The 22,817-nt window shown below is 71.6% G+C and carries 22 protein-coding genes; 15 read left to right on the top strand and 7 right to left on the bottom strand.

Going from position 1 to position 22,817, the window contains the following annotated elements; genetic code table 11:
- Positions 1-250: 250 nt before the first annotated feature.
- From ACIBJG_RS14585 to ACIBJG_RS14575, 3 genes are all read left to right on the top strand, one after another.
- Positions 251-688, top strand: coding sequence for a gamma-glutamylcyclotransferase (locus ACIBJG_RS14585; protein ID WP_024490113.1), 438 nt, complete (start codon positions 251-253; stop codon positions 686-688).
- A gap of 135 nt (positions 689-823) precedes the next feature.
- Positions 824-1,648, top strand: a complete 825-nt coding sequence (locus ACIBJG_RS14580; protein WP_399307833.1) for a purine-nucleoside phosphorylase — start codon at positions 824-826, stop codon at positions 1,646-1,648.
- 210 nt (positions 1,649-1,858) lie between these two features.
- Positions 1,859-3,505 (top strand): phospho-sugar mutase, encoded by a 1,647-nt coding sequence (locus tag ACIBJG_RS14575; RefSeq protein ID WP_399307832.1) that lies wholly within the window; start codon positions 1,859-1,861, stop codon positions 3,503-3,505.
- Positions 3,506-3,527: 22 nt separating this feature from the next.
- Here ACIBJG_RS14575 and ACIBJG_RS14570 read toward each other — a convergent pair whose 3' ends face one another.
- Together ACIBJG_RS14570 and ACIBJG_RS14565 are read right to left on the bottom strand one after the other, a co-directional pair.
- Positions 3,528-4,163 carry a hypothetical protein gene (locus ACIBJG_RS14570; protein WP_399307831.1) on the bottom strand — a complete coding sequence of 212 codons (636 nt, stop codon included), beginning with the start codon at positions 4,161-4,163 and terminating at the stop codon, positions 3,528-3,530.
- Positions 4,164-4,402: 239 nt separating this feature from the next.
- Positions 4,403-4,738 carry a winged helix-turn-helix transcriptional regulator gene (locus ACIBJG_RS14565; RefSeq protein ID WP_399307962.1) on the bottom strand — a complete coding sequence of 112 codons (336 nt, stop codon included), beginning with the start codon at positions 4,736-4,738 and terminating at the stop codon, positions 4,403-4,405.
- A 216-nt stretch (positions 4,739-4,954) separates the two neighbouring features.
- Between ACIBJG_RS14565 and ACIBJG_RS14560 the strand changes: the two genes are divergently transcribed.
- Positions 4,955-5,836, top strand: coding sequence for an alpha/beta fold hydrolase (locus tag ACIBJG_RS14560; RefSeq protein ID WP_399307830.1), 882 nt, complete (start codon positions 4,955-4,957; stop codon positions 5,834-5,836).
- Here ACIBJG_RS14560 and ACIBJG_RS14555 read toward each other — a convergent pair.
- Positions 5,833-6,471, bottom strand: coding sequence for a PH domain-containing protein (locus tag ACIBJG_RS14555; protein ID WP_399307829.1), 639 nt, complete (start codon positions 6,469-6,471; stop codon positions 5,833-5,835). The genes ACIBJG_RS14560 and ACIBJG_RS14555 overlap by 4 nt on opposite strands.
- A gap of 192 nt (positions 6,472-6,663) precedes the next feature.
- Between ACIBJG_RS14555 and deoC the strand changes: the two genes are divergently transcribed.
- From deoC to ACIBJG_RS14540, 3 genes are read left to right on the top strand one after another with little or no spacing between them, the layout of a single operon-like run.
- The gene (gene deoC, locus ACIBJG_RS14550; RefSeq protein ID WP_399307828.1) at positions 6,664-7,611 is read left to right on the top strand and encodes a deoxyribose-phosphate aldolase; all 948 of its coding nucleotides are present in this window, start codon (positions 6,664-6,666) and stop codon (positions 7,609-7,611) included.
- Between the two features lie 5 nt (positions 7,612-7,616).
- Positions 7,617-9,053 carry an aldehyde dehydrogenase family protein gene (locus ACIBJG_RS14545; protein ID WP_399307827.1) on the top strand — a complete coding sequence of 479 codons (1,437 nt, stop codon included), beginning with the start codon at positions 7,617-7,619 and terminating at the stop codon, positions 9,051-9,053.
- Complete coding sequence (locus ACIBJG_RS14540) at positions 9,046-9,954, top strand: aldehyde dehydrogenase family protein (protein ID WP_399307826.1); 909 nt, start codon at positions 9,046-9,048, stop codon at positions 9,952-9,954. Before ACIBJG_RS14545 ends, ACIBJG_RS14540 begins: the two co-directional genes overlap by 8 nt.
- A gap of 59 nt (positions 9,955-10,013) precedes the next feature.
- Here the strand turns inward: ACIBJG_RS14540 and ACIBJG_RS14535 are convergent, their stop codons facing one another.
- The gene (locus tag ACIBJG_RS14535; protein WP_399307825.1) at positions 10,014-10,430 is read right to left on the bottom strand and encodes a hypothetical protein; all 417 of its coding nucleotides are present in this window, start codon (positions 10,428-10,430) and stop codon (positions 10,014-10,016) included.
- A gap of 141 nt (positions 10,431-10,571) precedes the next feature.
- Between ACIBJG_RS14535 and ACIBJG_RS14530 the strand changes: the two genes are divergently transcribed.
- From ACIBJG_RS14530 to ACIBJG_RS14520, 3 genes are all read left to right on the top strand, one after another.
- Positions 10,572-11,210 (top strand): uridine kinase, encoded by a 639-nt coding sequence (locus tag ACIBJG_RS14530; protein ID WP_399307824.1) that lies wholly within the window; start codon positions 10,572-10,574, stop codon positions 11,208-11,210.
- A 245-nt stretch (positions 11,211-11,455) separates the two neighbouring features.
- A complete protein-coding gene (locus tag ACIBJG_RS14525) occupies positions 11,456-13,690 on the top strand; it encodes an alpha-L-rhamnosidase C-terminal domain-containing protein (protein WP_399307823.1) in 2,235 nt (744 codons plus the stop codon).
- Positions 13,691-13,733: 43 nt separating this feature from the next.
- Positions 13,734-15,983 (top strand): MGH1-like glycoside hydrolase domain-containing protein, encoded by a 2,250-nt coding sequence (locus tag ACIBJG_RS14520; RefSeq protein ID WP_399307822.1) that lies wholly within the window; start codon positions 13,734-13,736, stop codon positions 15,981-15,983.
- Positions 15,984-16,200: 217 nt separating this feature from the next.
- Here ACIBJG_RS14520 and ACIBJG_RS14515 read toward each other — a convergent pair whose 3' ends face one another.
- On the bottom strand, positions 16,201-16,962 hold the full coding sequence (locus tag ACIBJG_RS14515) for a SigE family RNA polymerase sigma factor (RefSeq protein ID WP_399307821.1): 762 nt from the start codon (positions 16,960-16,962) through the stop codon (positions 16,201-16,203).
- Between the two features lie 192 nt (positions 16,963-17,154).
- Between ACIBJG_RS14515 and afsQ1 the strand changes: the two genes are divergently transcribed.
- The 5 genes from afsQ1 to ACIBJG_RS14490 all read left to right on the top strand — a co-directional run bounded on the left by afsQ1 (position 17,155) and on the right by ACIBJG_RS14490 (position 21,031).
- Entirely contained in the window at positions 17,155-17,832 is a 678-nt protein-coding gene (afsQ1, locus tag ACIBJG_RS14510; RefSeq protein WP_185095372.1) for a two-component system response regulator AfsQ1, read from the top strand.
- Entirely contained in the window at positions 17,829-19,367 is a 1,539-nt protein-coding gene (locus tag ACIBJG_RS14505) for an ATP-binding protein (RefSeq protein WP_399307820.1), read from the top strand. The genes afsQ1 and ACIBJG_RS14505 overlap by 4 nt, the downstream gene beginning before the upstream one ends.
- Complete coding sequence (locus ACIBJG_RS14500) at positions 19,364-20,026, top strand: hypothetical protein (RefSeq protein WP_399307819.1); 663 nt, start codon at positions 19,364-19,366, stop codon at positions 20,024-20,026. Before ACIBJG_RS14505 ends, ACIBJG_RS14500 begins: the two co-directional genes overlap by 4 nt.
- A 91-nt stretch (positions 20,027-20,117) precedes the next feature.
- Positions 20,118-20,735 carry a VanZ family protein gene (locus ACIBJG_RS14495; protein ID WP_399307818.1) on the top strand — a complete coding sequence of 206 codons (618 nt, stop codon included), beginning with the start codon at positions 20,118-20,120 and terminating at the stop codon, positions 20,733-20,735.
- Positions 20,736-20,827: 92 nt separating this feature from the next.
- The gene (locus ACIBJG_RS14490; protein ID WP_399307817.1) at positions 20,828-21,031 is read left to right on the top strand and encodes a PspC domain-containing protein; all 204 of its coding nucleotides are present in this window, start codon (positions 20,828-20,830) and stop codon (positions 21,029-21,031) included.
- 97 nt (positions 21,032-21,128) lie between these two features.
- On the opposite strand, the gene ACIBJG_RS14485 is transcribed toward ACIBJG_RS14490, so the two are convergent.
- Together ACIBJG_RS14485 and ACIBJG_RS14480 are read right to left on the bottom strand one after the other, a co-directional pair.
- Complete coding sequence (locus ACIBJG_RS14485) at positions 21,129-21,443, bottom strand: hypothetical protein (protein WP_326738299.1); 315 nt, start codon at positions 21,441-21,443, stop codon at positions 21,129-21,131.
- Between the two features lie 134 nt (positions 21,444-21,577).
- Positions 21,578-22,732 (bottom strand): adenosine deaminase, encoded by a 1,155-nt coding sequence (locus ACIBJG_RS14480; RefSeq protein ID WP_399307816.1) that lies wholly within the window; start codon positions 22,730-22,732, stop codon positions 21,578-21,580.
- Positions 22,733-22,817 lie beyond the last annotated feature (85 nt).

Below are 22,817 nucleotides of genomic sequence, written 5' to 3'. Positions count from 1 at the left end.
AAAGTCCGCCTCGCGTTTCTCGTCCCACGGCCGTCTGCTGTCCCGGCCGGGGGTCCGGGGGGCCGCCCCGGGGGAATGCAGTACGTACTTCATTGTCCCGCACGCGCCAAGGTGCTTCGCCCCGGGGCCCTCCATACGTGCGACGGGGCGCCGCGGACACGGGATGCGGCCGGTGAATCCGCCTCCCCGGGCAGGGTTGTTCCTCCCGGGAATCGACGCTCCCGGTGTCACCTCCCGTACCCTCGATCCCATGTCGCTCTACGCCGCGTACGCCGGCAACCTCGACGCGCGGCTGATGACGCGCCGCGCACCCCACTCCCCGCTGCGCGGCACCGGCTGGCTGAACGGCTGGCGGCTGACGTTCGGCGGCGAGCAGATGGGCTGGGAGGGCGCGCTGGCCACGGTGGTCGAGGCGCCGCGCTCCCAGGTGTTCGTGGCGCTGTACGACCTGGCGCCGATGGACGAGGACTCCATGGACCGCTGGGAGGGTGTCGGCCTGGACATCTACCGCCGCATGCGGGTCCGGGTGCACACCCTGGACGGCGAGGAGCCGGCCTGGATGTACGTGCTGAACGGGTACGAGGGCGGGCTGCCGTCCGCCCGCTACCTGGGCGAGATCGCCGACGCGGCCGATTCCGCGGGCGCGCCGCACGATTATGTGATGGAACTCCGCAAGCGCCCCTGCTGAGCGCCGGAAACCCGCGCTGATCTGCCCTTTCGCATGATCCCGGCGGGATGACTGTGGGAACGCACGAACGAACACGGTCAGTCTCTGTACGGGAGCATCTACGCGCGTAGGGATTCAGCGGTTACGCTCATCCGCGTGAACGCATCAGTTATTCCGGACCACATCCAGGGCGACCCGCACGCCGCCGCTGCCGACGCCGCCGCCCGCCTGCGCGAGCTGACCGGTGCCGAGACCCATGACGTCGCCCTCGTGATGGGTTCCGGCTGGGCGCCCGCCGGCGATGCGCTCGGCACACCGGAGGCCGAGTTCCCGGTGACGGACCTGCCCGGATTCCCCGCCCCCGCCGTCGAGGGGCACGGCGGCACGATCCGCTCGTACCGCATCGGCGCGAAGCGCGTCCTGGTCTTCCTGGGCCGTACGCACTTCTACGAGGGCCGCGGCGTCGCCGCCGTGTCCCACGGGGTGCGCACCGCGGTCGCCGCGGGCTGCAAGACCATCGTCCTGACGAACGGCTGCGGCGGTCTGCGCGAGGGCATGCGCCCCGGACAGCCGGTCCTGATCAGCGACCACATCAACCTCACGGCGGCGTCGCCGATCATCGGCGCCAACTTCGTCGACCTGACCGACCTGTACTCCCCGCGGCTGCGGGCGCTGTGCAAGGAGATCGACGAGACCCTCGAAGAGGGCGTGTACGTGCAGTTCCCCGGCCCGCACTACGAGACCCCGGCCGAGATCAACATGGTCCGTGTGATGGGCGGCGACCTCGTCGGCATGTCCACGGTGCTGGAGGCCATCGCGGCCCGCGAGGCGGGCGCGGAGGTGCTGGGCATCTCCCTGGTGACGAACCTGGCGGCGGGGCTGAGCGGGGAGCCGCTGAACCACGAAGAGGTGCTGCAGGCGGGGCGCGACTCGGCGACCCGGATGGGGTCGCTGCTGGCCCGGGTCCTGGACCGGATCTGACCGCACTGCGGTGCCTTTCGGGGGCGCTGCCCCCGTACCCCCCGCTCCTCAATCGCCGGAGGGGCTTGAAAGTCAGCCTCGCCGGCGCTTGAGGCGCGGGGGCCCGGGGGCGGAGCCCCCGGTTACGGGAAGGGGCGGGGAGGGGACAAGGCCCGCCGCAGGCGCCCCCCGCACAGCAACCCCACCAGACCAAGAGGAAGGCGGACCACCGTGCAGCAGGAGCAGAACCTCATCGCCCGGGCCAGGACCTGGCTCGCCGAGGACCCCGACCCCGAGACCCGCGACGAGCTCGCGAAGCTCATCGACGCCGAGGACCTCGAGGAGCTCGGCGCGCGGTTCGCCGGCACGCTCCAGTTCGGCACCGCCGGACTCCGCGGTGAGATCGGCGCCGGGCCCATGCGGATGAACCGCGCCGTCGTCATCCGCGCAGCCGCCGGGCTCGCCGCGTACCTGAAGGCTCAGGGTCAGGACGGCGGCCTCGTCGTCATCGGCTACGACGCCCGCTACAAGTCCACCGACTTCGCCCGGGACACCGCCGCCGTGATGATCGGGGCCGGTCTGCGGGCAGCCGTACTCCCCCGCCCGCTCCCCACCCCCGTACTGGCGTACGCCATAAGGCATCTGGGTGCCGTCGCCGGCGTCGAGGTCACCGCCAGCCACAACCCGCCGCGCGACAACGGCTACAAGGTCTACCTCGGCGACGGCTCGCAGATCGTGCCCCCGGCCGACGGCGAGATCGCCGCCGCGATCGCGGCTGTCGGCCCGCTGGACACCGTCCCCCGCCCCGACAGCGGCTGGGAGACCCTCGGCGACGAGGTACTGGACGCCTATCTGGCGCGTACGGACGCGGTACTGGCCGCAGGTTCGCCCCGCACGGCCCGTGTCGTCCACACGGCCATGCACGGCGTCGGCACGTCCGTGCTCACCGCCGCCTTCGACCGCGCCGGCTTCCCCGCCCCGGTCCTCGTCGCCGAACAGGCCGATCCGGACCCCGCGTTCCCCACCGTGGCCTTCCCCAACCCGGAGGAACCCGGCGCGATGGATCTCGCGTTCGCCACCGCACGCCGCTCGGACCCCGACATCGTCATCGCCAACGACCCGGACGCGGACCGGTGCGCCGTCGCCGTCCCGGACGCCGCCGTGGACGGCGGCTGGCGGATGCTGCGCGGCGACGAGGTCGGCGCGCTGCTCGCCGCCCACCTCGTCGGACGCGGTGTCACCGGTGTGTTCGCCGAGTCGATCGTGTCCTCGTCCCTCCTCGGCCGGATCGCCGAGAAGGCGGGCCTCGGCTACGAGGAGACGCTGACCGGCTTCAAGTGGATCGCCCGCGTGGACGGCCTGCGGTACGGCTACGAGGAGGCGCTCGGGTACTGCGTCGACCCGGACGGCGTCCGCGACAAGGACGGCATCACGGCCGCGCTCCTGGTCGCCGAACTCGCCTCCGTACTCAAGGAACAGGGCCGCACGCTGCTCGACCTGCTGGACGATCTCGCGGTCGAGCACGGGCTGCACGCCACCGACCAGTTGTCGGTCCGGGTCGAGGACCTGTCCGTCATCGCGGACGCCATGCGCCGCCTGCGCGAGCAGCCGCCGACCGCGCTCGCGGGCCTGGCCGTCGCCTCGGCCGAGGACCTGTCCCGGGGCACGGAGCTGCTGCCCCCCACCGACGGGCTGCGCTACCACCTGGAGGGCGCCCGGGTGATCGTCCGCCCGAGCGGCACCGAGCCGAAGCTCAAGTGCTACCTGGAGGTCGTGGTCCCGGTCGCCTCGGCCGACGAGCTGCCGGCGGCCCGCGCGAAGGGTGCGGAGCTGCTGGCCGGCATCAAGCGGGACCTGGCGGCCGCGGCCGGGATCTGACGGTCCGGTGCCGGACACCGGCTCACGTACGCATCAGGTACGTGAAGCCGGTGTCCGGTCCCACGCAGGACTGGAGCGTCAGGTCGCCCCAGTACAGCCCGTGCGCGGGGGTGCCGCGGCCGGGCGTGAGGTAGCGGGCGTACACCCGGAAGGTCAGGGTCTCGCGCGGCGTCCCGACGGTGACGCGTGTTCCGACGGGCAGCGTCGCGAACCGGCTGAACCCGCAGTAGTCGTGGCCGACGACCACGGCCGTACGCATCTTGTACCCGTCCTCCTTGCCGAAGTCCGGACCGGACCACTGGACCGCCTCCTGGCACGCGTCGATCTCCTCCTGGCCGCCGCGCACGACCGACGACGTCCAGCTGCCGATCCGCAGCACGGTCCCCTGTTCGGGGGCGGGCGTGCTGTCGGTCGCGGCGAGTCGTGACGGTGTGGGGGTCGGGGTCGCGGCGGGCTTCCGGCGGGAGAGGCCGGGGCCCGGTACGGCGGAGGCGCGGGGCGCCGGAGCCGTCGTCCGCGCGGGCGTGGACGGCGGGGGCACGCGGGCCGGGAGCGGGCTCGCGTACGCGGATCCCTCCGGTGGTGCCGGAACCGGCTCCCGTACGGCCACCGGCGTCTCCCGGACCGCGGGCCCGGCCCCGCACCCGTCGCCCGTCATCCGGTCCCACCCGTCATCACGCCCACCCCCTGCCGCCCGGTCGGACGCCGGGGCGGCAGACGCAATGTAAGGAGACGGACGTGACGGACGGGCCCGGAAACAGGCGAACCGGCCGGCTTTCACAAGGAAGTTGCCCGTAGGCCGCCGGGCATACATGCGGACGTTCCGGCGGGTATCTCAACCGGCCGTGGCGCCCGTCGCGGACCGCGGTGCAGGACACCCGGCCCCGCGCCCACGAGTCAGGCGCCGACCGCCGCCTCCTCCTCGCTGCGCCGGTTCGCGAGGTCGACCTCGACCATGTGCGCCTCGGCCCACGCGCGCAGCACGGCCAGTGGTTCCACCAGAGTCAGGCCGAGCGGGGTGAGCCGGTAGTACACGCGCGGCGGCACCGTCGGTTCCACCCGGCGGCCGACCAGGCCGTCGCGGGTCAGCCCGCGGAGCGTGACCGACAGCATCTTCTGCGAGATGCCCGTCATCCCGCGCTGGAGCTCGCCGAAACGCACCTCCCCGGGAGATGCCTCCGCCAGCACCTTGACGGCCATCGACATCCACTTCGTGCCGATCCGGTCGAGCAGACGGCGGGTCGGACACTGCGGATCGAAGAGATCCCCGCGCCGCCCGTCGGAGGAGTGCGGTGCCGAGTCGGAGGAGTGGGGTGCCGAGTCGGAGGAGTGGGGTGTCGAGGAGGTCACCTGGAGCTCACCACCTGTGGCAGAAGTACGGTCTTGGCACCCCCAGGCTAGTTACCTACCGTTGTGTTGTCACCATTGGTAACTGTCTGGGAGAACCGCATGCCCGCGCCACACAGCCGTCACCGTCCCGTCGAGCTCCGCCGGATCACGGCCAACGGCGTCGAACTCAACGTGGCGGTCGCCGGTGACGGCCCCGCCGTCCTGCTGCTGCACGGCTTCCCCCACACCTGGCAGCTGTGGACCCCCGTCATGGACGAGCTGGCCGGGCACTACCGCGTCATCGCACCCGACCTGCGTGGAGCCGGGCTGAGCACGCGGGCGGACGGCGGATACGACGCCGGTACGCTCGCGGCCGATGCCGAGGCCCTGCTCGACGCCCTCGGGGAGAGCTCCGCGGCCGTGATCGGCATCGACGCGGGCGCGCCACCGGCGTTCCTGCTCGCCATGCGCCGCCCCGGGCGGGTCCGGCAGCTGGTGCTCATGGAGTCGCTCCTGGGCGGGCTGCCGGGCGCCGAGGAGTTCCTCGCCCACGGGGCGCCCTGGTGGTTCGGCTTCCACCGCGAGCCCGGGCTCGCGGAATCGGTGCTCACCGGGAACGAGGCCCGGTACATCGACTGGTTCCTCACCGAGGGAACGCTCGGGCAGGGCGTGGCCCCCGACGTCCGTGACGCCTTCGTCCGCGCGTACACCGGAACCGAGACGCTGCGGTGCGCCTTCTCGTACTACCGGTCGCTGCCGGCGAGCGCCCGGCAGATCCAGGAAGCCGTCCTCGCGGGCCGGCTGACCGTCCCGGTCATGGCCATCGGCTCCCATCCGGTGGGCAGAGCCCTCGAACAGCAGCTCCGGCCGGTGGCCGACGACCTCGTCGGCCACCTCGTCGAGGACTGCGGCCACATCATCCCGCTGCACCGCCCGCAGGCGCTGCTCGGTCTGCTGGAACCGTTCCTCGCCGCGACCCCCGGACTGACCGAAAGGCCCTAGCCGATCGCGCCCAGCACCACCAGCAGCACCGCGCCCACGACGGCCGGTGCGATCACCTCGTACGCCCAGCGGACCGACTTGGTGACGCCCTCGGCGGCGGGCTTGTCGCTCGCTCGCTCAACGAGCTCCTGCAGGTCCCGGACCGACTGGTCCGCGTCCGCCGCCCGCGCCTTCGTGTCGCGCACGTCGGCGGTGACGGACGTCCGGCTGTACGGGTCGTCGATGGACCGCTGGGACTGACGGCGGGCGGCCTTCTTGCGCTGCCGCAGCGACACCGGGACCGCCCAGAGCTGGTACTTCTCGCCGTCGCGGGTGAAGATCTCGCTCGAGTACCCGGCCCGGACGTCCGCGACGTCGGTCCACGGCAGCGTGATCGTCCGGAAGGGGTTGCGGATCCGGATGCGCCGGTCGTTGGCGAAGACCACCGGCCGCAGGGTGAAGGCGACCACCAGCGGCACGACGGTCAGCAGGCCGGCCAGCGCCAGCCACGGCACACGGTCCTCGCCCCGGAGGGCGGCGTCCCCTCCGATCCAGCCGATGAGCAGGAGCAGCAGGACTCCCCCGGCCAGCCCGGCGGGCGACCGGAACGTCCGGTCGGCGTAGGTGGGCTCGGTGGGCGGCGTGGGGCTCGTCATGAGCCCGATTCTGCCTGACGTGCGCGCCGGACGCGGGGGCGGCTGCCCGGACACGCGTACGGGGGCGGGCGGGGCGGGTACGGATGCGCGTTCACCCGGCCCCGCACCTCACGCCTCGGCGCCGCGCGATGCGCGAACGGCACGGGCCCCTGTACAGGCCGCTACGCGCGTAGATATGCTCATGTGGTGACCATGCCCACCACTGCCCCCGCATTCGCCGACGCGACGGCGTCCGACAGTGCGCTGCGCCGCTTCCTGCACGGGCTGCCCGGCGTCGACGCCGTCGGCCTCGAAGCGCGCGCCGCCTCGCTCGGAACCCGTTCGATCAAGACGACGGCCAAGGCTTACGCCATCGACCTCGCCATTTCGATGATCGACCTGACGACGCTGGAAGGCTCGGACACCCCGGGCAAGGTCCGCGCGCTCGCCACCAAGGCCGTCCATCCCGATCCCACCGACCGCACGACCCCGCACACCGCCGCCGTCTGCGTCTACCCCGACATGGCGGCGACCGCGGTCGCCGCGCTGGCCGGCTCCGGCGTGAAGGTGGCGTCCGTCGCGACGGCCTTCCCCGCCGGGCGCGCCGCGCTCGACGTGAAGCTCGCGGACGTCCGCGACGCCGTCGCGGCCGGGGCCGACGAGATCGACATGGTGATCGACCGCGGCGCCTTCCTCTCCGGCCGTTACCTGAAGGTGTACGAGGAGATCCTCGCCGTGAAGGCCGAGTGCGGCCGGGCACGGCTGAAGGTGATCTTCGAGACCGGCGAGCTGTCCACGTACGACAACATCCGGCGGGCCTCCTGGCTCGGGATGCTGGCGGGCGCGGACTTCATCAAGACGTCGACCGGCAAGGTCGGGGTCAACGCCACCCCCGCCAACACCCTGCTGATGCTGGAGGCGGTGCGCGACTTCCGTGCGCAGACCGGCGTCCAGATCGGCGTGAAGCCGGCCGGCGGCATCCGTACGACCAAGGACGCCATCAAGTTCCTCGTCCTGGTGAACGAGACGGCGGGCGAGGACTGGCTGGACAACCACTGGTTCCGCTTCGGCGCGTCCAGCCTGCTGAACGACCTGCTGATGCAGCGCCAGAAGCTCAGCACCGGCCGTTACTCCGGCCCCGATTACGTGACGGTGGACTGATTCCCATGGCATCTGCATTCGAGTACGCACCGGCGCCGGAATCCCGTTCCGTCGTCGACATCGCCCCCTCGTACGGGCTCTTCATCGACGGCGAGTTCACCGACGCCGCCGACGGCAAGGTCTTCAAGACGGTCAGCCCGTCGTCCGAGGAGGTGCTCGCCGAGGTCGCGCGGGCAGGCGCCGCGGACGTGGACCGGGCCGTGAAGGCGGCCCGCCGGGCGTTCGAGAAGTGGTCGGCGCTGCCCGGCTCCGAGCGCGCCAAGTACCTGTTCCGGATCGCCCGCATCATCCAGGAGCGCTCGCGCGAGCTGGCCGTCCTGGAGACCCTGGACAACGGCAAGCCGATCAAGGAGACCCGCGACGCGGACCTCCCGCTGGTCGCCGCGCACTTCTTCTACTACGCGGGCTGGGCCGACAAGCTGGACCACGCGGGCTACGGCGCGAACCCGCGCCCGCTCGGCGTCGCCGGCCAGATCATCCCGTGGAACTTCCCGCTCCTGATGCTCGCGTGGAAGATCGCCCCGGCGCTCGCCACCGGCAACACGGTGGTGCTCAAGCCCGCCGAGACGACCCCGCTCTCCGCGCTCTTCTTCGCGGACATCTGCCGCCAGGCCGGGCTGCCCAAGGGCGTCGTCAACATCCTGACGGGCTACGGGGACGCGGGCTCGGCACTCGTCGAGCACGAGGACGTCAACAAGATCGCCTTCACCGGGTCGACCGCGGTCGGCAAGGCCATCGCCCGCCAGATCGCCGGCACGGGCAAGAAGGCCACGCTGGAACTGGGCGGCAAGGGCGCCAACATCGTCTTCGACGACGCGCCCATCGACCAGGCCGTCGAGGGCATCGTCACCGGCATCTTCTTCAACCAGGGCCAGGTCTGCTGCGCCGGCTCACGCCTCCTCGTACAGGAGTCGATCGAGGAGGAGCTGCTGGACGCGCTCAAGCGCCGGCTGTCCACGCTGCGCCTGGGCGACCCGCTGGACAAGAACACCGACATCGGGGCGATCAACTCCGCGGAGCAGCTCTCCCGGATCACCGCACTCGTCGAGACGGGCGAGGCCGAGGGCGCGGACCGCTGGTCGGCACCCTGCGAGCTGCCGTCGGCCGGTTACTGGTTCGCGCCGACGCTGTTCACCGGCGTCACCCAGGCGCACACCGTCGCCCGGGACGAGATCTTCGGCCCGGTCCTGTCCGTGCTGAGCTTCCGTACGCCGGACGAGGCGGTCGCCAAGGCCAACAACAGCCAGTACGGCCTCTCGGCCGGCATCTGGACGGAGAAGGGCTCCCGCATCCTCGCGGTGGCGAACAAGCTCCGGGCGGGCGTCGTCTGGGCCAACACGTTCAACAAGTTCGACCCGACCTCGCCGTTCGGCGGATACAAGGAGTCGGGCTTCGGCCGCGAAGGCGGCCGTCACGGTCTGGAGGCCTACCTCGATGTCTGACGGACGACTGAGCGTCTTCAAGACCTACAAGCTGTACGTCGGGGGCAAGTTCCCCCGCTCCGAGAGCGGCCGGGTGTACGAGGTGACCGACTCCAAGGGCAAGTGGCTGGCGAACGCGCCCCAGTCCTCCCGCAAGGACGCCCGGGACGCCGTCGTGGCCGCCCGCAAGGCGTTCGGCGGCTGGTCGGGCGCGACCGCGTACAACCGTGGCCAGGTCCTCTACCGCATCGCGGAGATGCTGGAGGGCCGCCGGGACCAGTTCGTCCGCGAGGTGGCGGAGGCCGAGGGGCTGTCGAAGTCCAAGGCGGCCGCCGTCGTGGACGCGGCGGTCGACCGCTGGGTCTGGTACGCGGGCTGGACGGACAAGATTGCCCAGATCGTGGGCGGGGCGAACCCGGTCGCGGGGCCGTTCTTCAACCTCTCGACCCCCGAACCGACCGGTGTGGTCACGATCCTGGCCCCGCAGGAGTCCTCGTTCCTGGGCCTGATCTCGGTGGTCGCCCCGGTGATCGCGGCCGGCAACACCGCGGTCGTCATCGCCTCGGCCGAGGCCCCGCTGCCCGCGCTGTCGCTGGGCGAGGTGCTGGCCACCTCGGACCTGCCGGGCGGCGTGGTCAACATCCTGTCGGGGAAGACGGCGGAGATCGCCGTGCCGCTCGCCTCCCACCAGGACGTGAACGGCATCGACCTGACGGGGGCCGACGCGGATCTGGCGAAGGAGCTGGAGATCGCGGCGGCCGACAACCTGAAGCGGGTCTCCCGCCCACAGGCTGTGGACGGCGACAGCAACGGCAGCGGCTGGTCGGCCGATCCGGGCACCCGCCGGCTGACGGCGTTCCTGGAGACCAAGACGGTCTGGCACCCGACGGGCGCGCTGGGTGTGTCGGGCTCCTCGTACTGACGCAGGCAGGGCAGCGGCCCGTGCCCCGGAATTCTTCCGGGGCACGGGCCGCGTCCATGTCAGCCGTGCAGCAGGCCCGCGACCTGCCCCACCACGGGCAGGTCCTTGAGCGCGCCGCCGCTGGTCACCGGGTCGGTGACGGCGGCGGTGGAGACCGGCTTGAAGTCGGCGACCTGCGTCCCCACCGCGTTGTCCAGCGGGTCGACGCCCGTACCGGCCAGCGGGTCGAGGCGCAGGTGCGTCACCGGCGCGATGCCGTTGTCGAGCGAGTGGCCGAGCGCGCCGGTGACCGCGCCGCCGGCCGCCTCGCTCGCCTCGCCGAGGCTGGTGTCCGTCCCCGACGCCTGCACGAGGGGCAGCGGGGCCGCCTGGGCCGCAGCACCCCCCGCGCCGAGCGCGGCACCCACCGCGGTGACGGTCAGACCTGCCCGCAGCAGCGTGCGGCGCCGGGACTTGGAAAGTGCGTGACGTGCCATGAAGTTCCCACCTGATCGGGCCGATTCGAACCATCAATCGAGTAATCGGTTGAGTGCACAGAGTAGTTGAGGTGTGATGCCGGATACCAACAGGACCTCCGGGGATCCCCTGTGCGGGTCAATGCCTCACACTTGTGTTCTGTGAGTTCCCAAGCGATTTCGACCCGCGTCGTCCTGTTGGCGGGCCCCTCCGGCTCCGGCAAGTCCTCCCTGGCCGCCCGTACCGGTCTTCCGGTGCTGCGGCTGGACGACTTCTACAAGGAGGCAGGCGACCCCACGCTGCCGCTCGTCACCGGCAGTACGGACATCGACTGGGACTCCGCGCTGTCCTGGGACGCCGACGCGGCGGTCGCCGCGATCGCCGAACTGTGCCGCACCGGACGCACCGACGTACCGGTGTACGACATCGCGACCAGCTCCCGGACGGGCCACGAGGGGTTCCACATCGAGCGCACGCCGCTCTTCGTCGCCGAGGGGATCTTCGCCGCGGACATCGTCGAACGGTGCCGGTCGCTGGGCCTCCTGGCGGACGCCCTGTGCCTGCGCGGCCGCCCGTCGACCACGTTCCGCCGCCGGCTGCTGCGGGACCTGCGGGAAGGCCGCAAGTCCGTGCCGTTCCTGCTGCGCCGGGGCTGGCGGCTGATGCGCGCCGAACGCCGCATCGTGGCGCGCCAGGCGCAACTGGGGGCGCACCCCTGCGGCAAGGAGGAGGCGCTGGGGCGGCTGGCCGCGGCAGCGGCGGGACACCGCCGGGCGCGAGCGGCGCGCGGCGCGGTGTAGCGGGGGAAGAGGCGGGCGGCGTGGCCGATTCCCGCCGAGCGGCTTCGGACGATCTGCGGCATACCTCTGTACGGGCCGGGCAGGCCCGTATACCTTCGCCGTGAGGCCACGAATTGAAACGATTCACAACCTCGTTGCGGCCACCACCACGGCCGTGACGAGCGCTTCCGCCATGCCCGCTCACAGCCGCCCGGCCTCGCGCACGCGCCCCATGACAACGTTTCCCTCACGAGAGAAGGATCGTCATGAACCACGAATCGGGAGACGGCCCGCGTCGGCGCGCCTTCCTCGCCGGCGGTCTGGTCGCGGCGGCCGCGGCAGCAGGTGCGCTGCCCGGCACCGCGGCGGCCGCGGCACCGGCCACCCCCGCCGGCGGCGCGACCGGCACATCCCCCGTCGGTGCGGCCGGAGCCCCCGCCGCCGCCCGCCCTGCCACCGCGCCGGCGGCCTACCGCAAGGCACCGGCCGGCCGGTGGGACGCTTACAACCTGTCGCCCGCGAGCCGCACGGTGCGTCCGGTGGCCGTGTACGCGACCACCGGAACGGCCGAGGGCGCCGCGTCCCTGACGTCCCGCCACGGCTCCGGCACAGCGCGCCTGACCGGGGCGGGCTCCTCCGTCACACTGGACTTCGGCCGGGAGGTAGGCGGCTTCGTCTCGCTCACCCTCGCCGGCGACAGCGACGACAGCCAGATCGTCGGGCTCACCTACAGCGAACTGTCCACCTACGCCGGCCCGTCGGCGAGCGACGGTTCCAACGGCGGCAGCAACAACGAGCCCGCCGTGCAGTACGCGGCGCCGCCCGGGGGCCGGGTGGACACCTCGAAGGACACACCGGTCGCCGGTGCGGGGAAGACGGCCACTCCGGCGTCCCAGCAACGGGGCGGCTTCCGTTACCTGACCGTCGTCAACGAGACCGCCGGGACGGTGGCGCTGACCGGTGCGACGGTGCGCGTGACCTTCGCGCCGAACGCCCGCGACCTGCGCGCGTACCCCAACTACTTCCACTGCGACGACGATCTGCTGAACCGGATCTGGTACGCCGGTGCCTACACGGTCCAGACGAACATCATCGCGAGCGACGAGGGCCGCGTCTGGGGCCCGCCGGACGTCGGCTGGGCCAACGACGCCCGGGTCGGCGAGCTGGGCGGCACCGTCCTGGTCGACGGCGCCAAGCGCGACCGCACGGTGTGGCCCGGCGACCTCGGCATCTCCGTGCTGACCGACCACGTGTCGCTGGGCGACCTCGACACCGTACGCAGCGCCCTCCAGACCCTGTACAACCACCAGGACCCGGCGAGCGGCGCGCTCCCGTACGCGGGACCGGCCGTCAACTTCATCGGCAACTCCGACGCGTACCACCTGTGGACGCTCATCGGCACCGCCTCCTACGCCCAGCTCAGCGGCGATCTCGACTGGACCCGTACGGTCTACGACGCCTATCTCAAGGCCCTCGCCCACGTGGTCGCGAAGCTCGACACCGACGGGCTTTTGAACGTGACCGCCGCCGCCGACTGGGCCCGCACCGATGCCGACGGCAAGAACCTCGAAGCCAACGCGATCATGTACCGGGCACTGGTCGTGGCCGGCCCGCTCGCCCGCTCGATGGGTGACGCGGCGACCGCCGCCGCCTGCGCGGAGCACGCGCAGAAGCTCAGGCAGGCGGTCGACACCCAGGGCTACTGGGACGCGGCGGCGGGCCTGTACCGGGACAAGCCCACCGGCGCGGGCGCCGCGCTGTACCCACAGGACGGCAACGCGCTGGCCGTGTGGTTCGGGCTGGTGACCGACCCGGAGCGGGCCCGGACCGTGAGCGCGGCGCTGGCGAAGCGGTGGACGGCGGTCGGAGCGCTCACCCCGGAGAAGGGCCCCGACTCCGTCCATCCCTTTCCCGGCAGCATGGAGGTGCACGCCCACTTCGCGGCGGGCCGCGACGCCGCGGCGCTCGAACTGATCCGGCGCGAATGGGGCTACATGCTCAACGCCCCGCACGGAACCGCGAGCACCTTCTGGGAGGGGTACCGCACCGACGGCAGCTCCGACTACAGCGGCTCGTACATGAGCGCCGCGCACGGCTGGTCGACCGGCCCGACGTCCGCGCTCACCTACTTCCTGCTCGGCATCGCACCGGCGTCGGACGGCGGCGCGGGCTACTCCGTGGCCCCCCGACCCGGCGGACTGCGGCGCGCTGAGGGCCAGTTGACGACGCCCGCCGGGGTGATCCGCGCATCGTGGAAGGCCCGGCCGCACGGCGGCTTCGACCTGTCGCTCAGCGCACCGGCCGCAGTGGTGGACGAGATCGCGGTACCCGTCCCCGACGGGGCCGCCTGCGTCGTACGGGTCGACGGGAAGCGCGCCTGGGACGGGTCGTCCCTGGCCCACGGGGCCCGTGCGCTGCCGGGGCAGGTCGTCCTGTCCGGACCGTCCGTCCTGTCCGGGGCTTCCGGACGTACGCACGAGGTGACGGTACGCCGACGCTGAGCCGCCCCTTCCGCAGCGCACCACGAACAGGAGTCAGGATCAGATGACCACACGTTCGAGAACACGCCTCACCGGACTTGTCGCGGCCGCGAGCGGGGCCCTCCTGCTGGGCGTCCTGCCGTCCCCGGCGGGAAGCGCGGCCGCCGCGCCCCGCCCTGCGGCCGGGCACGCCGGCCCCTGGGACACCGCCAACTACCGGCCGCAGCCCGGCCGCTGGCAGCCGTACGTCCTCGCGCCCACCGGACACCGCGTCGAACCGGTGTCCGTGCTCTCCGCGGATCCGCGCGGCGGCGCGATCAAGGGCGACCCGAAGGCCGTCCTGGGCAGGGCCGGACACCCGGTGCGGCTGGTCAGCGACGGCGACCGCACCAAGTCCCCTCTCCTCACCCTGGACTTCGGCAAGAACGTCGGCGGGAAGATCCGCGTCCATGTCGACGGAGCGTCCGCGACACCTCCGAAGCTTCATGTGTGTTTCAGCGAATCGCGTCAGTTCGCCGCCGTGCAACCGCAGGACAACAACGGGCAGGCGGCGCACGCGCCGGGCTGTGACACCGCGAACATCTGGAACGGCTACCCGGGCACCGCCTACACCTACGACTCCGACAGCCACACCCTCGAACTCGACCCGGCGAAACTGCCGGCCACCCTGACCGACCCGCAACTGCGCGGCGGGTTCCGCTACGCGACCCTGTTCCTCGACGGTCCGGGCTGGGTGGACGTGGGCAGGGTGTCCCTGGACTTCACCGCCGTTCCGAATCAGCCCGACCCGGCGGCGTACAAGGGCTGGTTCCTCTCCAGCGACAACGAGCTGAACAAGATCTGGTACGCCGGTGCCTACACCGTCCAGCTCAACACCTGGATGTCGGACACCGCGAAGAGCTGGCCGTACGAGCCGGGCGAGGCCGACCACGCCGACGACCAGGTGCCGCACGCCGATCCGGCCGAAGAGGTCATCTTCGACGGCGGCAAGCGCGACCGCATCGTCTGGCAGGGCGACCTCGCCGTCCAGGCACCGGTGACGTACCTGAGCACGAACGACGTCCCGGCGGTCGAGAACTCGCTGTCCTCCCTCGCCGCGCAGCAGCTGGACGACGGCTACGTACCGGCCGCGAGCCTGGTCGGGCAGCACAACCAGGACGAGCTGCGCACCTACGGCGAGTACGTCACCTGGTTCGTCCACAACCTCTACAACCACTGGCTCTACACCGGAGACCGCGCCTACCTGGACCGGTGGTGGCCCCAGCTGACCCGGGCCACGGCGTGGCTGGAGAAGGTGCGCAGCACGGACCCGAAGGGTCTGATCGCGTTCCAGGCCTCGGGCTCCTGCGGGCACTACGGCTACGGCGACTGCGGCCACGAGACGTACGTCAACGCCCTCTACGCCCGCAATCTCGACGAGATGGCGGAGCTCGCCGGGGCCAGGGGCACCGCCTCGGACGCCGGCGGGTACGCCTCGCGCGCCGCGGAGGTGAGGAAGGCCGTCAACGAGCAGCTCTGGGACGAGAAGGCCGGCGCCTACCGGCTGTCCCGCGAGATCCCGGACGCCTATCCGCAGGACGCCAACGCCACGGCGGTGCTGGCCGGTATCGCGGACCGGGACCGGGCGGGGCGGGCGATGGACTACCTGAAGCGCAACAGCTGGGGCCCGTACGGCGCCCTGACCGTGTCGCCCAGCACGCCCAACGCGTCGATCAACCCGTCCTACGAGCCGCTGCCCAGCGGCTTCGAGGCGGACGCCCGGCTGACGGCGGCCGATCCGAGCGGCGGATCGCAGAAGAGCGCCCTGGAGCTGATGCGTACCTTCTGGGGCTACCAGCTCACCCAGGACCCGGGCGGCACGTTCTGGGAGAAGGCCGACGTGAACGGGCAGCCGGGCATCAAGCAGTTCACCAGCCTCGCCCACGGCTGGGCGTCCGGCCCCACGGTCACGCTGACCAACCAGGTGCTGGGTGTGCGGCCGACCGGCCCCGGCTTCTCGACGTACTCGATCGTGCCGCACCCGGGCGACCTGACCTGGGCGCAGGGCAGCGTCCCGACGCCGCACGGCGACATCACCACGTCCTGGCGTTCCCGGGCCGACGGCTTCGTGCTGAACGCCACAGCCCCCAAGGGCACCTCGGGGCGGCTCGCCGTCCCGACGGGCGGGAAGAAGGTGCGGGTGAAGCTCGACGGGATCACCGTCTGGGACGGCTCACGGGCGGTCGGCGGCGCACGGGCCACCACGGACGGTGTGCAGGTGTACGTGGACGGCGTCGCGTCCGGTCACCACGTGCTGCGCGCGCAGACCCGCTGACCCGCTGCCCCTCTGACAGCGCTCCGGTCACGTGGGGAGGGGCCGCTCGCCATGAGCGGCCCCTCCGTACGCGCCGAGGGGCCGGACAGGACCCCCCGGCCCGTCCGACCCCTCGGCTTCCCCCGTACACCGCCGCCTCCCCCGAAGCGACGATCCGTTCCCCCGTACCCCGTTCCCCCGTTCCCCCGTATCCCCGTATCCCCGTTCCCCCGTTGCCTCAGGCCACCAGCTCGCCGAAGGACTCCTCCTCGTCACGGCCGAAGCTGAGGACCTCGTCCTCACGCAGCCGGCGGAGCGACCGCCAGATGCTGGACTTCACCGTGCCGACACTGATGTCGAGGATGGACGCGATCTCCGGGTCCGTGCGGCCCTCGTAGTAGCGCAGGACCAGCATCGTGCGCTGCGTCTCGGGCAGTCGCGCCAGCGCCTGCCAGAGCACGGCGCGCAGCTCCGTACCGCGCATCGCGTCCGTGTCGCCCGCCGTCTCCGGCAGCTCCTCGGTCGGGTATTCGTTCAGCTTGCGCCTGCGCCAGGCGCTGATGTGCAGATTGGTCATGGTGCGGCGCAGGTAACCGCCGACCGCCGCCTTGTCGCTGATGCGGTCCCATGCCCGGTACGTGGAGAAGAGGGCGCTCTGCAGCAGGTCCTCGGCCTCGAACCGGTCACCGGTCAGGTGGTAGGCGGTGGCGTACAGGGAGGCGCGGCGCTCCCGGACGTAGGCCGTGAACGCCGCTTCGGCGTCCTCGGCCCCCTCCGGGGCCTTCCGCTCCCCCGTGACCTCCCCGTACGTGCTTCCCCCGTTGCCCGCCACCGTGGCGGCAGGTGCGTCGACCACCGTCATGTACGACGGGTGCTGACGCCCGGCGCCTCGAACGCACCCCCGTCCGTTCACTGCGGCGCCGGACTTCTCGGTGCTCCGCCCGACGTCGTGGAGACGCGTGACAACTGCGCTCGTGGTGATGCTGTGCGTGGTGTTCATCTCGCGCCCCCCGTCGGTGGAGTCCGTCCGTTCCTTGTGTCAACGAGCTTGCCGGGGCGATTTCATGGCCCTGTCCGCCGACTGTCACAGACCTGTCACAGGGCCCGGCGCGGACGTGATTCGGGGCCGCGGGATGCATGAGAGGGGACCAACTGTCGAACTAGGGCACCCCCATGGGTCAGAATGACCAGCGTGCCTTTCCTGTTGCTGATCGAGGACGACGACGCCATCCGCACGGCCCTCGAACTCTCGCTGTCTCGCCAGGGCCACCGTGTGGCCACCGCGGCGACGGGAGAGGACGGCCTCAACCTGCTGCGCGAGCAGCGACCTGACCTGGTCGTACTGGATGTGATGCTGCCCGGGATCGACGGTTTCGAGGTGTGCCGGCGCATCCGGCGCACCGACCAGCTGCCGATCATCCTGCTGACCGCTCGGAGCGACGACATCGACGTCGTGGTCGGTCTGGAGTCCGGTGCCGACGACTATGTGGTGAAACCCGTGCAGGGCCGGGTGCTCGACGCCCGTATCCGCGCGGTACTGCGCCGCGGTGAACGGGAGTCCACGGACTCCGCGACGTTCGGCAGCGTGGTGATCGACCGGTCCGCCATGACCGTGACCAAGAACGGGGAGGACCTGCAGCTCACGCCGACCGAGCTGCGTCTCCTGCTGGAACTGAGCCGCCGGCCGGGCCAGGCCCTGTCCCGGCAGCAGTTGCTGCGCCTCGTGTGGGAGCACGACTACCTCGGTGACTCCCGGCTGGTGGACGCCTGTGTCCAGCGGCTGCGCGCGAAGGTGGAGGACGTGCCGTCCTCGCCGACCCTGATCCGTACCGTGCGGGGCGTGGGATACCGGCTGGACTCGCCGCAGTGAGCACGGCTGTGCGGCGGAGCCTGCTCGCCGGGCTCCGCTGGACCAGCCTGCGGCTGCGGCTCGTCGTCGTGTTCGCGCTGGTCGCGCTGACCGCCGCGGTGTCCGCGTCCGGGATCGCGTACTGGCTGAACCGCGAGGCGGTGCTGACGCGTACCCAGGACTCCGCGCTCGGGGACTTCCGTCAGGAGATGCAGAGCCGGGCGGCCTCGCTGCCGCTGAACCCCACCAGGGAGGACCTGCAGACCGCCGCCGTACAGATGGCGAGCAGCAGCCCCGGCTACAGCGTGCTGCTGATCGACGAGCGCGACCCCGGCAAGCCGATCGTCGGCAACTCCGACCTGGACACCTTCACCCGTGACAACGTGCCGGTGTCGCTGCAGAAGCAGGTCGACAAGAAGCAGCCGGTCAAGGCGGGCAACAAGTACCAGTACCACCTGTTCTGGCAGCGGACCTCGATCCGCGGCACGCCGTACCTCGTCGCCGGTACGAAGATCATCGGCGGCGGCCCGACCGGTTACATGCTCAAGTCCCTCGACCAGGAACGGCAGGACCTCAACTCCCTCGCCTGGTCCCTGGGGATCGCCACCGCCCTGGCCCTGGTCGGCTCCGCCCTCCTGGCCCAGGCCGCGGCGACGACGGTGCTGCGTCCCGTGCAGCGGCTCGGCGACGCCGCCCGCAAGCTCGGCGAAGGCAAGCTCGACACCCGGCTCGTGGTGTCCGGCACCGATGAACTGGCCGATCTCTCCAGAACGTTCAACAGGACGGCGAGCTCCCTGGAGAAGAAGGTCGCGGACATGAGCGCGCGGGAGGAGTCCAGCCGCCGCTTCGTCGCCGACATGTCGCACGAACTGCGCACCCCGCTCACCGCGATCACCGCGGTCGCCGAGGTGCTGGAGGACGAGGCCGACAGCCTCGACCCGATGATCGCGCCCGCCGTGCACCTGGTGGTCAGCGAGACCCGGCGCCTCAACGACCTGGTGGAGAACCTGATGGAGGTCACCCGCTTCGACGCGGGCACGGCCCGTCTCGTCACCGACACCGTCGACGTCGCCGACCAGGTGACGGCCTGCATCGACGTCCGCGCCTGGCTGGACGCGGTGGACCTGGACGCCGAACGCGGCATGATGGTCCGCCTCGATCCGCGCCGGCTCGACGTGATCCTGGCCAACCTGATCGGCAACGCGCTGAAGCACGGCGGTTCGCCGGTACGGGTCACGGTACGGACCGAGGGCGACGACCTCGTCATCGAAGTGCGCGACCACGGCCCCGGCATCCCCGAGGACGTGCTGCCGCACGTCTTCGACCGCTTCTACAAGGCCAGCGCCTCCCGCCCCCGCTCCGAGGGCAGCGGCCTGGGGCTCTCGATCGCCATGGAGAACGCGCACATCCACGGCGGCGACATCACCGCCGCCAACTCGCCGGACGGCGACGGCGCGATATTCGTCCTGCGCCTGCCGCGCGACGCGGAGGCGCTGAACCGCACCACCGAGGGTCACGACGCCGAGATCCCGGACGAGGAGGACGACGCGACGTGACGCCCACCGAACGCCGGGGCCCCCGCCCCGCCGCGGCGCCGGCCGCTGCCGCATCACGTCGGGGTGGCCGCCGCGCCGCGGCTCTGGCCGCTGCCGCGCTCTGCGCCGTACTGGCGGCGGGTTGCGGCATCAGGACGACCTCGGTACCCGTCGACGCGGGCCCGGCCCCGTCCCGGGTGCCGTGCGCCATGCCGGCGGAGGACATCGCCGCCCAGGCCCAGCAGGGCATCCCCGTACAGATCTATCTGGTCTGCGCCTCGGAACTGGTCACCGTCGACCGCACCGTGCAGGTACAGGAGACGACCTCGGACCGGCTCCGGATCGCCCGGGCCCTCCTGGAGGAACTGCGCCAGGATCCGCCGAGCACGGAGGAGCAGGCGGGCTTCTCCACCCACGTGCCCGGCACGCTCCGGGTCACCGGCCCCGTCGCGGGCGACCCGAAGGGCACGCTGCGTCTCAGCGTGCAGCCGGAGGACCTGCCGTCCGAGGCCCTGGCGCAGATCGTCTGTACGTACGCCGAGAGCGAGGCGCTCGTCCCCGACGGCCCGGTCACGCTCGGCGGCCCGGGGAGTTACGCCCCGCGCGGCTACGTGTGCACCACGGAGACGAAGGCCAGCCCGAAGGCCGTACCGACGAAGGGCACGGCCGCACTGCCCTGAGCGGGCCCGGGACGGGCTCGCCGGGCGGGGTGAGCCAGGTCTCCCCCACCCGAGCGGAACCGATCCTGCCGCTGCCCGCGTCTTGGGTGGCGTGCGTCAAGGTTCGGGCGGCCAGACCGTCATCCGCTTCCGCGCGGTCGGAGTATCGCTCCTCCTCGCGCATCTGCTGCTCGTCGGGTGGCTGACTCTGCGCCCGCTGGACGTGCCGTGGATGACGGCCGCCAACCTCCAGCCGTTCGCCGGCATCAAGGCCGACCTGTCCCTGGGCCCGGTCGCCGCCGCCCACCGCATCGGCAGGGAACTCCTGCTGCTGGCGCCCCTGGGCGTGCTGCTGCCGCTGGCCGGGGGCCGGCTCCTCGTCTCGCCGTGGTCCTCGCTGGCCCGTACGGTCGCGGCCGGGGCGCTGATCTCGCTGGCCATCGAACTGGGCCAGACCGGGGTGCCCGGCCAGGTCGTCGACGTCGACTCGCTGATCCTGAACACCGTCGGCGTCGGGCTCGCCCACGTCCTGATCGTCCCGGCCTGGCGGGCGCGCCGCCGCCGCTCGCTGCCCCGGGCCTGCCACGGGGCGGCCCGGACCTCGCACGGGTCTCGGACCTCGCACGGGTCTCGGACCTCGCACGGGTCTCGGACCTCGCACGGGTCTCAGGGATCTCAGGGATCTCAGGGGTCGACCCCGACGATTTCCGGGGTCGGGATCGCCCCGTAGAGCGACGCTTTGCCCCGTTGCGCGAGCCATCCTGGATACACCGGGAGCGCAACGGACCGCTCCCTCAGCAACGGTTCGCGAAGGAGCCCACCATGGCCGCACTTGCCCGCCCCCGTGACGGACGCATGCTCGGCGGAGTGTGCGCAGCGCTGGCACGGCGCTTCGGCACCTCCGCGAGGACGATGCGCGTCATCTTCGTCGTCTCGTGCCTGCTGCCGGGCCCGCAGTTCCTGCTCTACCTGGCACTGTGGCTGCTGCTCCCCGAGGAGAAGGCATCGTCAGCGACCGCCTGGTGATCCACTGACCCCCTGATCCACTGATCCGCGTACGCACGCGCCTGTGGGCGGACCCCCAGTTCCGGGGATCCGCCCACAGGCGCGTGCGAAGGGGTTCTCAGCGGCCGAGCGGCAGCCCGTTGGCCGACAGGCCGCTGGTCGTCAGACCACCGGCGGGCATACCGCCGAGGAGGCCCTTGGCCGGGGCGGTGACGTCGCCCAGGACCTTCGTCTGGCTGGTGCCGAGGAGCTCCGTGGCGGTGTCCTGGACCGGCAGGGTCGACGTGGCGTTCGCCAGGGCGCCGGCCACGGGCAGGGCGCTGGTCGCGGCGTCCAGCGGCAGCGCGGAGGCCGACGCCGTACCGGCGGCGGCAGCGGCGAAAGCGGCACCGAGAGCGGCGACGCCGAGAGTCCTGGCAGCAGACTGCTTCATGTGAAATTCATCCTTGGGGAAGGGGATGTGAGCGGCTCTGCAACGTAATCAGCCGCATGCCCGTCCCGCAAACATCGAAGAACACGGAAAACGGCCGGGAATCACGCTCCCGGCCGTTTTCCCACGACGCTCGATCAGCCGGCGACCGAGGTAGACACGCTGGTCGCAGCGGTCTGCTCGAAGAGCCATTCGGACTTCAGCTCGGCATATCCGGGCTTGATGACGTCACTGATCATCGCCAGACGTTCATCGAAAGGAATGAATGCTGATTTCATCGCATTGACGGTGAACCACTGCATGTCTTCGAGCGTGTATCCGAAGGTCTCGGTCAGCTTCTCGAATTCCTGACTCATGCTCGTCCCGCTCATCAGCCGGTTGTCCGTGTTCACGGTGGCCCGGAAGTGGAGCCGGCGCAGCAGCCCGATCGGGTGCTCGGCGTACGAGGCCGCGGCACCGGTCTGGAGATTCGACGTCGGGCAGAGCTCCAGCGGGATGCGCTTGTCCCGTACGTAGGAGGCGAGGCGGCCGAGCTTCACACTGCCGTCCTCGGCGACCTCGATGTCGTCGATGATGCGGACACCGTGACCGAGCCGGTCGGCGCCGCACCACTGGATGGCCTGCCAGATCGACGGCAGGCCGAAGGCCTCACCGGCGTGGATGGTGAAGTGGTTGTTCTCGCGCTTGAGGTACTCGAAGGCGTCGAGGTGCCGGGTGGGCGGGAAGCCCGCCTCGGCGCCCGCGATGTCGAAGCCGACGACGCCCTGCTCGCGGTAGCGGTTGGCCAGTTCGGCGATCTCCAGCGAACGCGCGGCGTGCCGCATCGCGGTGAGCAGCGCACCCACCCTGATCCGGTTGCCGTCCTGGCGCGCCCGGCGCTCACCCTCGCGGAAGCCCTCGTTGACGGCCTCGACGACCTCTTCGAGGCTCAGACCGGCTTCGAGGTGCTGCTCGGGGGCGTACCGGATCTCGGCATAGACGACACCGTCGGCAGCCAGGTCCTCCGCACACTCGGCGGCGACCCTGACCAGGGCGTCACGGGTCTGCATGACGGCGCAGGTATGGGCGAAGGTCTCCAGATACCGCTCCAGCGACCCGGAGTCGGCGGCTTCCCGGAACCAGATACCGAGCTTGTCGGGATCGCTCTCCGGGAGTCCGTCGTAACCATTGACCGCCGCGAGGTCGACGATCGTCCCGGGGCGCAGGCCGCCGTCGAGGTGGTCGTGGAGAAGGACCTTGGGGGCACGCCGGATCTGATCCTGGCCGGGCACATTGAGGGTCGGGCTCATCATCCACGCACTGTAGCGCCTACGCGCGTAGAGCGCCGCTGGGCGCGGCTCGCCGATACGTAACAGAGACCGCGAATACGGGTGGCGT

This window comes from Streptomyces sp. NPDC050422 (genome assembly GCF_044458665.1).
In the GTDB taxonomy this organism is placed as follows: domain Bacteria; phylum Actinomycetota; class Actinomycetes; order Streptomycetales; family Streptomycetaceae; genus Streptomyces.
The sequence above is the reverse complement of the archived record's forward strand: the minus strand, read 5'-3'. Positions and strand labels throughout refer to the sequence as shown.

What these genes read in the sequence shown, in the direction of transcription:
- ACIBJG_RS14585 (WP_024490113.1), top strand. Translation starts at nt 251, where the DNA reads ATGTCGCTCTACGCCGCGTACGCCGGCAACCTCGACGCGCGGCTGATG.
- ACIBJG_RS14570 (WP_399307831.1), bottom strand. Translation starts at nt 4,163, where the DNA reads ATGACGGGCGACGGGTGCGGGGCCGGGCCCGCGGTCCGGGAGACGCCG.
- ACIBJG_RS14560 (WP_399307830.1), top strand. Translation starts at nt 4,955, where the DNA reads ATGCCCGCGCCACACAGCCGTCACCGTCCCGTCGAGCTCCGCCGGATC.
- ACIBJG_RS14555 (WP_399307829.1), bottom strand. Translation starts at nt 6,471, where the DNA reads ATGACGAGCCCCACGCCGCCCACCGAGCCCACCTACGCCGACCGGACG.
- deoC (WP_399307828.1), top strand. Translation starts at nt 6,664, where the DNA reads ATGCCCACCACTGCCCCCGCATTCGCCGACGCGACGGCGTCCGACAGT.
- ACIBJG_RS14545 (WP_399307827.1), top strand. Translation starts at nt 7,617, where the DNA reads ATGGCATCTGCATTCGAGTACGCACCGGCGCCGGAATCCCGTTCCGTC.
- ACIBJG_RS14540 (WP_399307826.1), top strand. Translation starts at nt 9,046, where the DNA reads ATGTCTGACGGACGACTGAGCGTCTTCAAGACCTACAAGCTGTACGTC.
- ACIBJG_RS14535 (WP_399307825.1), bottom strand. Translation starts at nt 10,430, where the DNA reads ATGGCACGTCACGCACTTTCCAAGTCCCGGCGCCGCACGCTGCTGCGG.
- ACIBJG_RS14525 (WP_399307823.1), top strand. Translation starts at nt 11,456, where the DNA reads ATGAACCACGAATCGGGAGACGGCCCGCGTCGGCGCGCCTTCCTCGCC.
- ACIBJG_RS14520 (WP_399307822.1), top strand. Translation starts at nt 13,734, where the DNA reads ATGACCACACGTTCGAGAACACGCCTCACCGGACTTGTCGCGGCCGCG.
- ACIBJG_RS14515 (WP_399307821.1), bottom strand. Translation starts at nt 16,962, where the DNA reads ATGAACACCACGCACAGCATCACCACGAGCGCAGTTGTCACGCGTCTC.
- ACIBJG_RS14490 (WP_399307817.1), top strand. Translation starts at nt 20,828, where the DNA reads ATGGCCGCACTTGCCCGCCCCCGTGACGGACGCATGCTCGGCGGAGTG.
- ACIBJG_RS14485 (WP_326738299.1), bottom strand. Translation starts at nt 21,443, where the DNA reads ATGAAGCAGTCTGCTGCCAGGACTCTCGGCGTCGCCGCTCTCGGTGCC.
- ACIBJG_RS14480 (WP_399307816.1), bottom strand. Translation starts at nt 22,732, where the DNA reads ATGATGAGCCCGACCCTCAATGTGCCCGGCCAGGATCAGATCCGGCGT.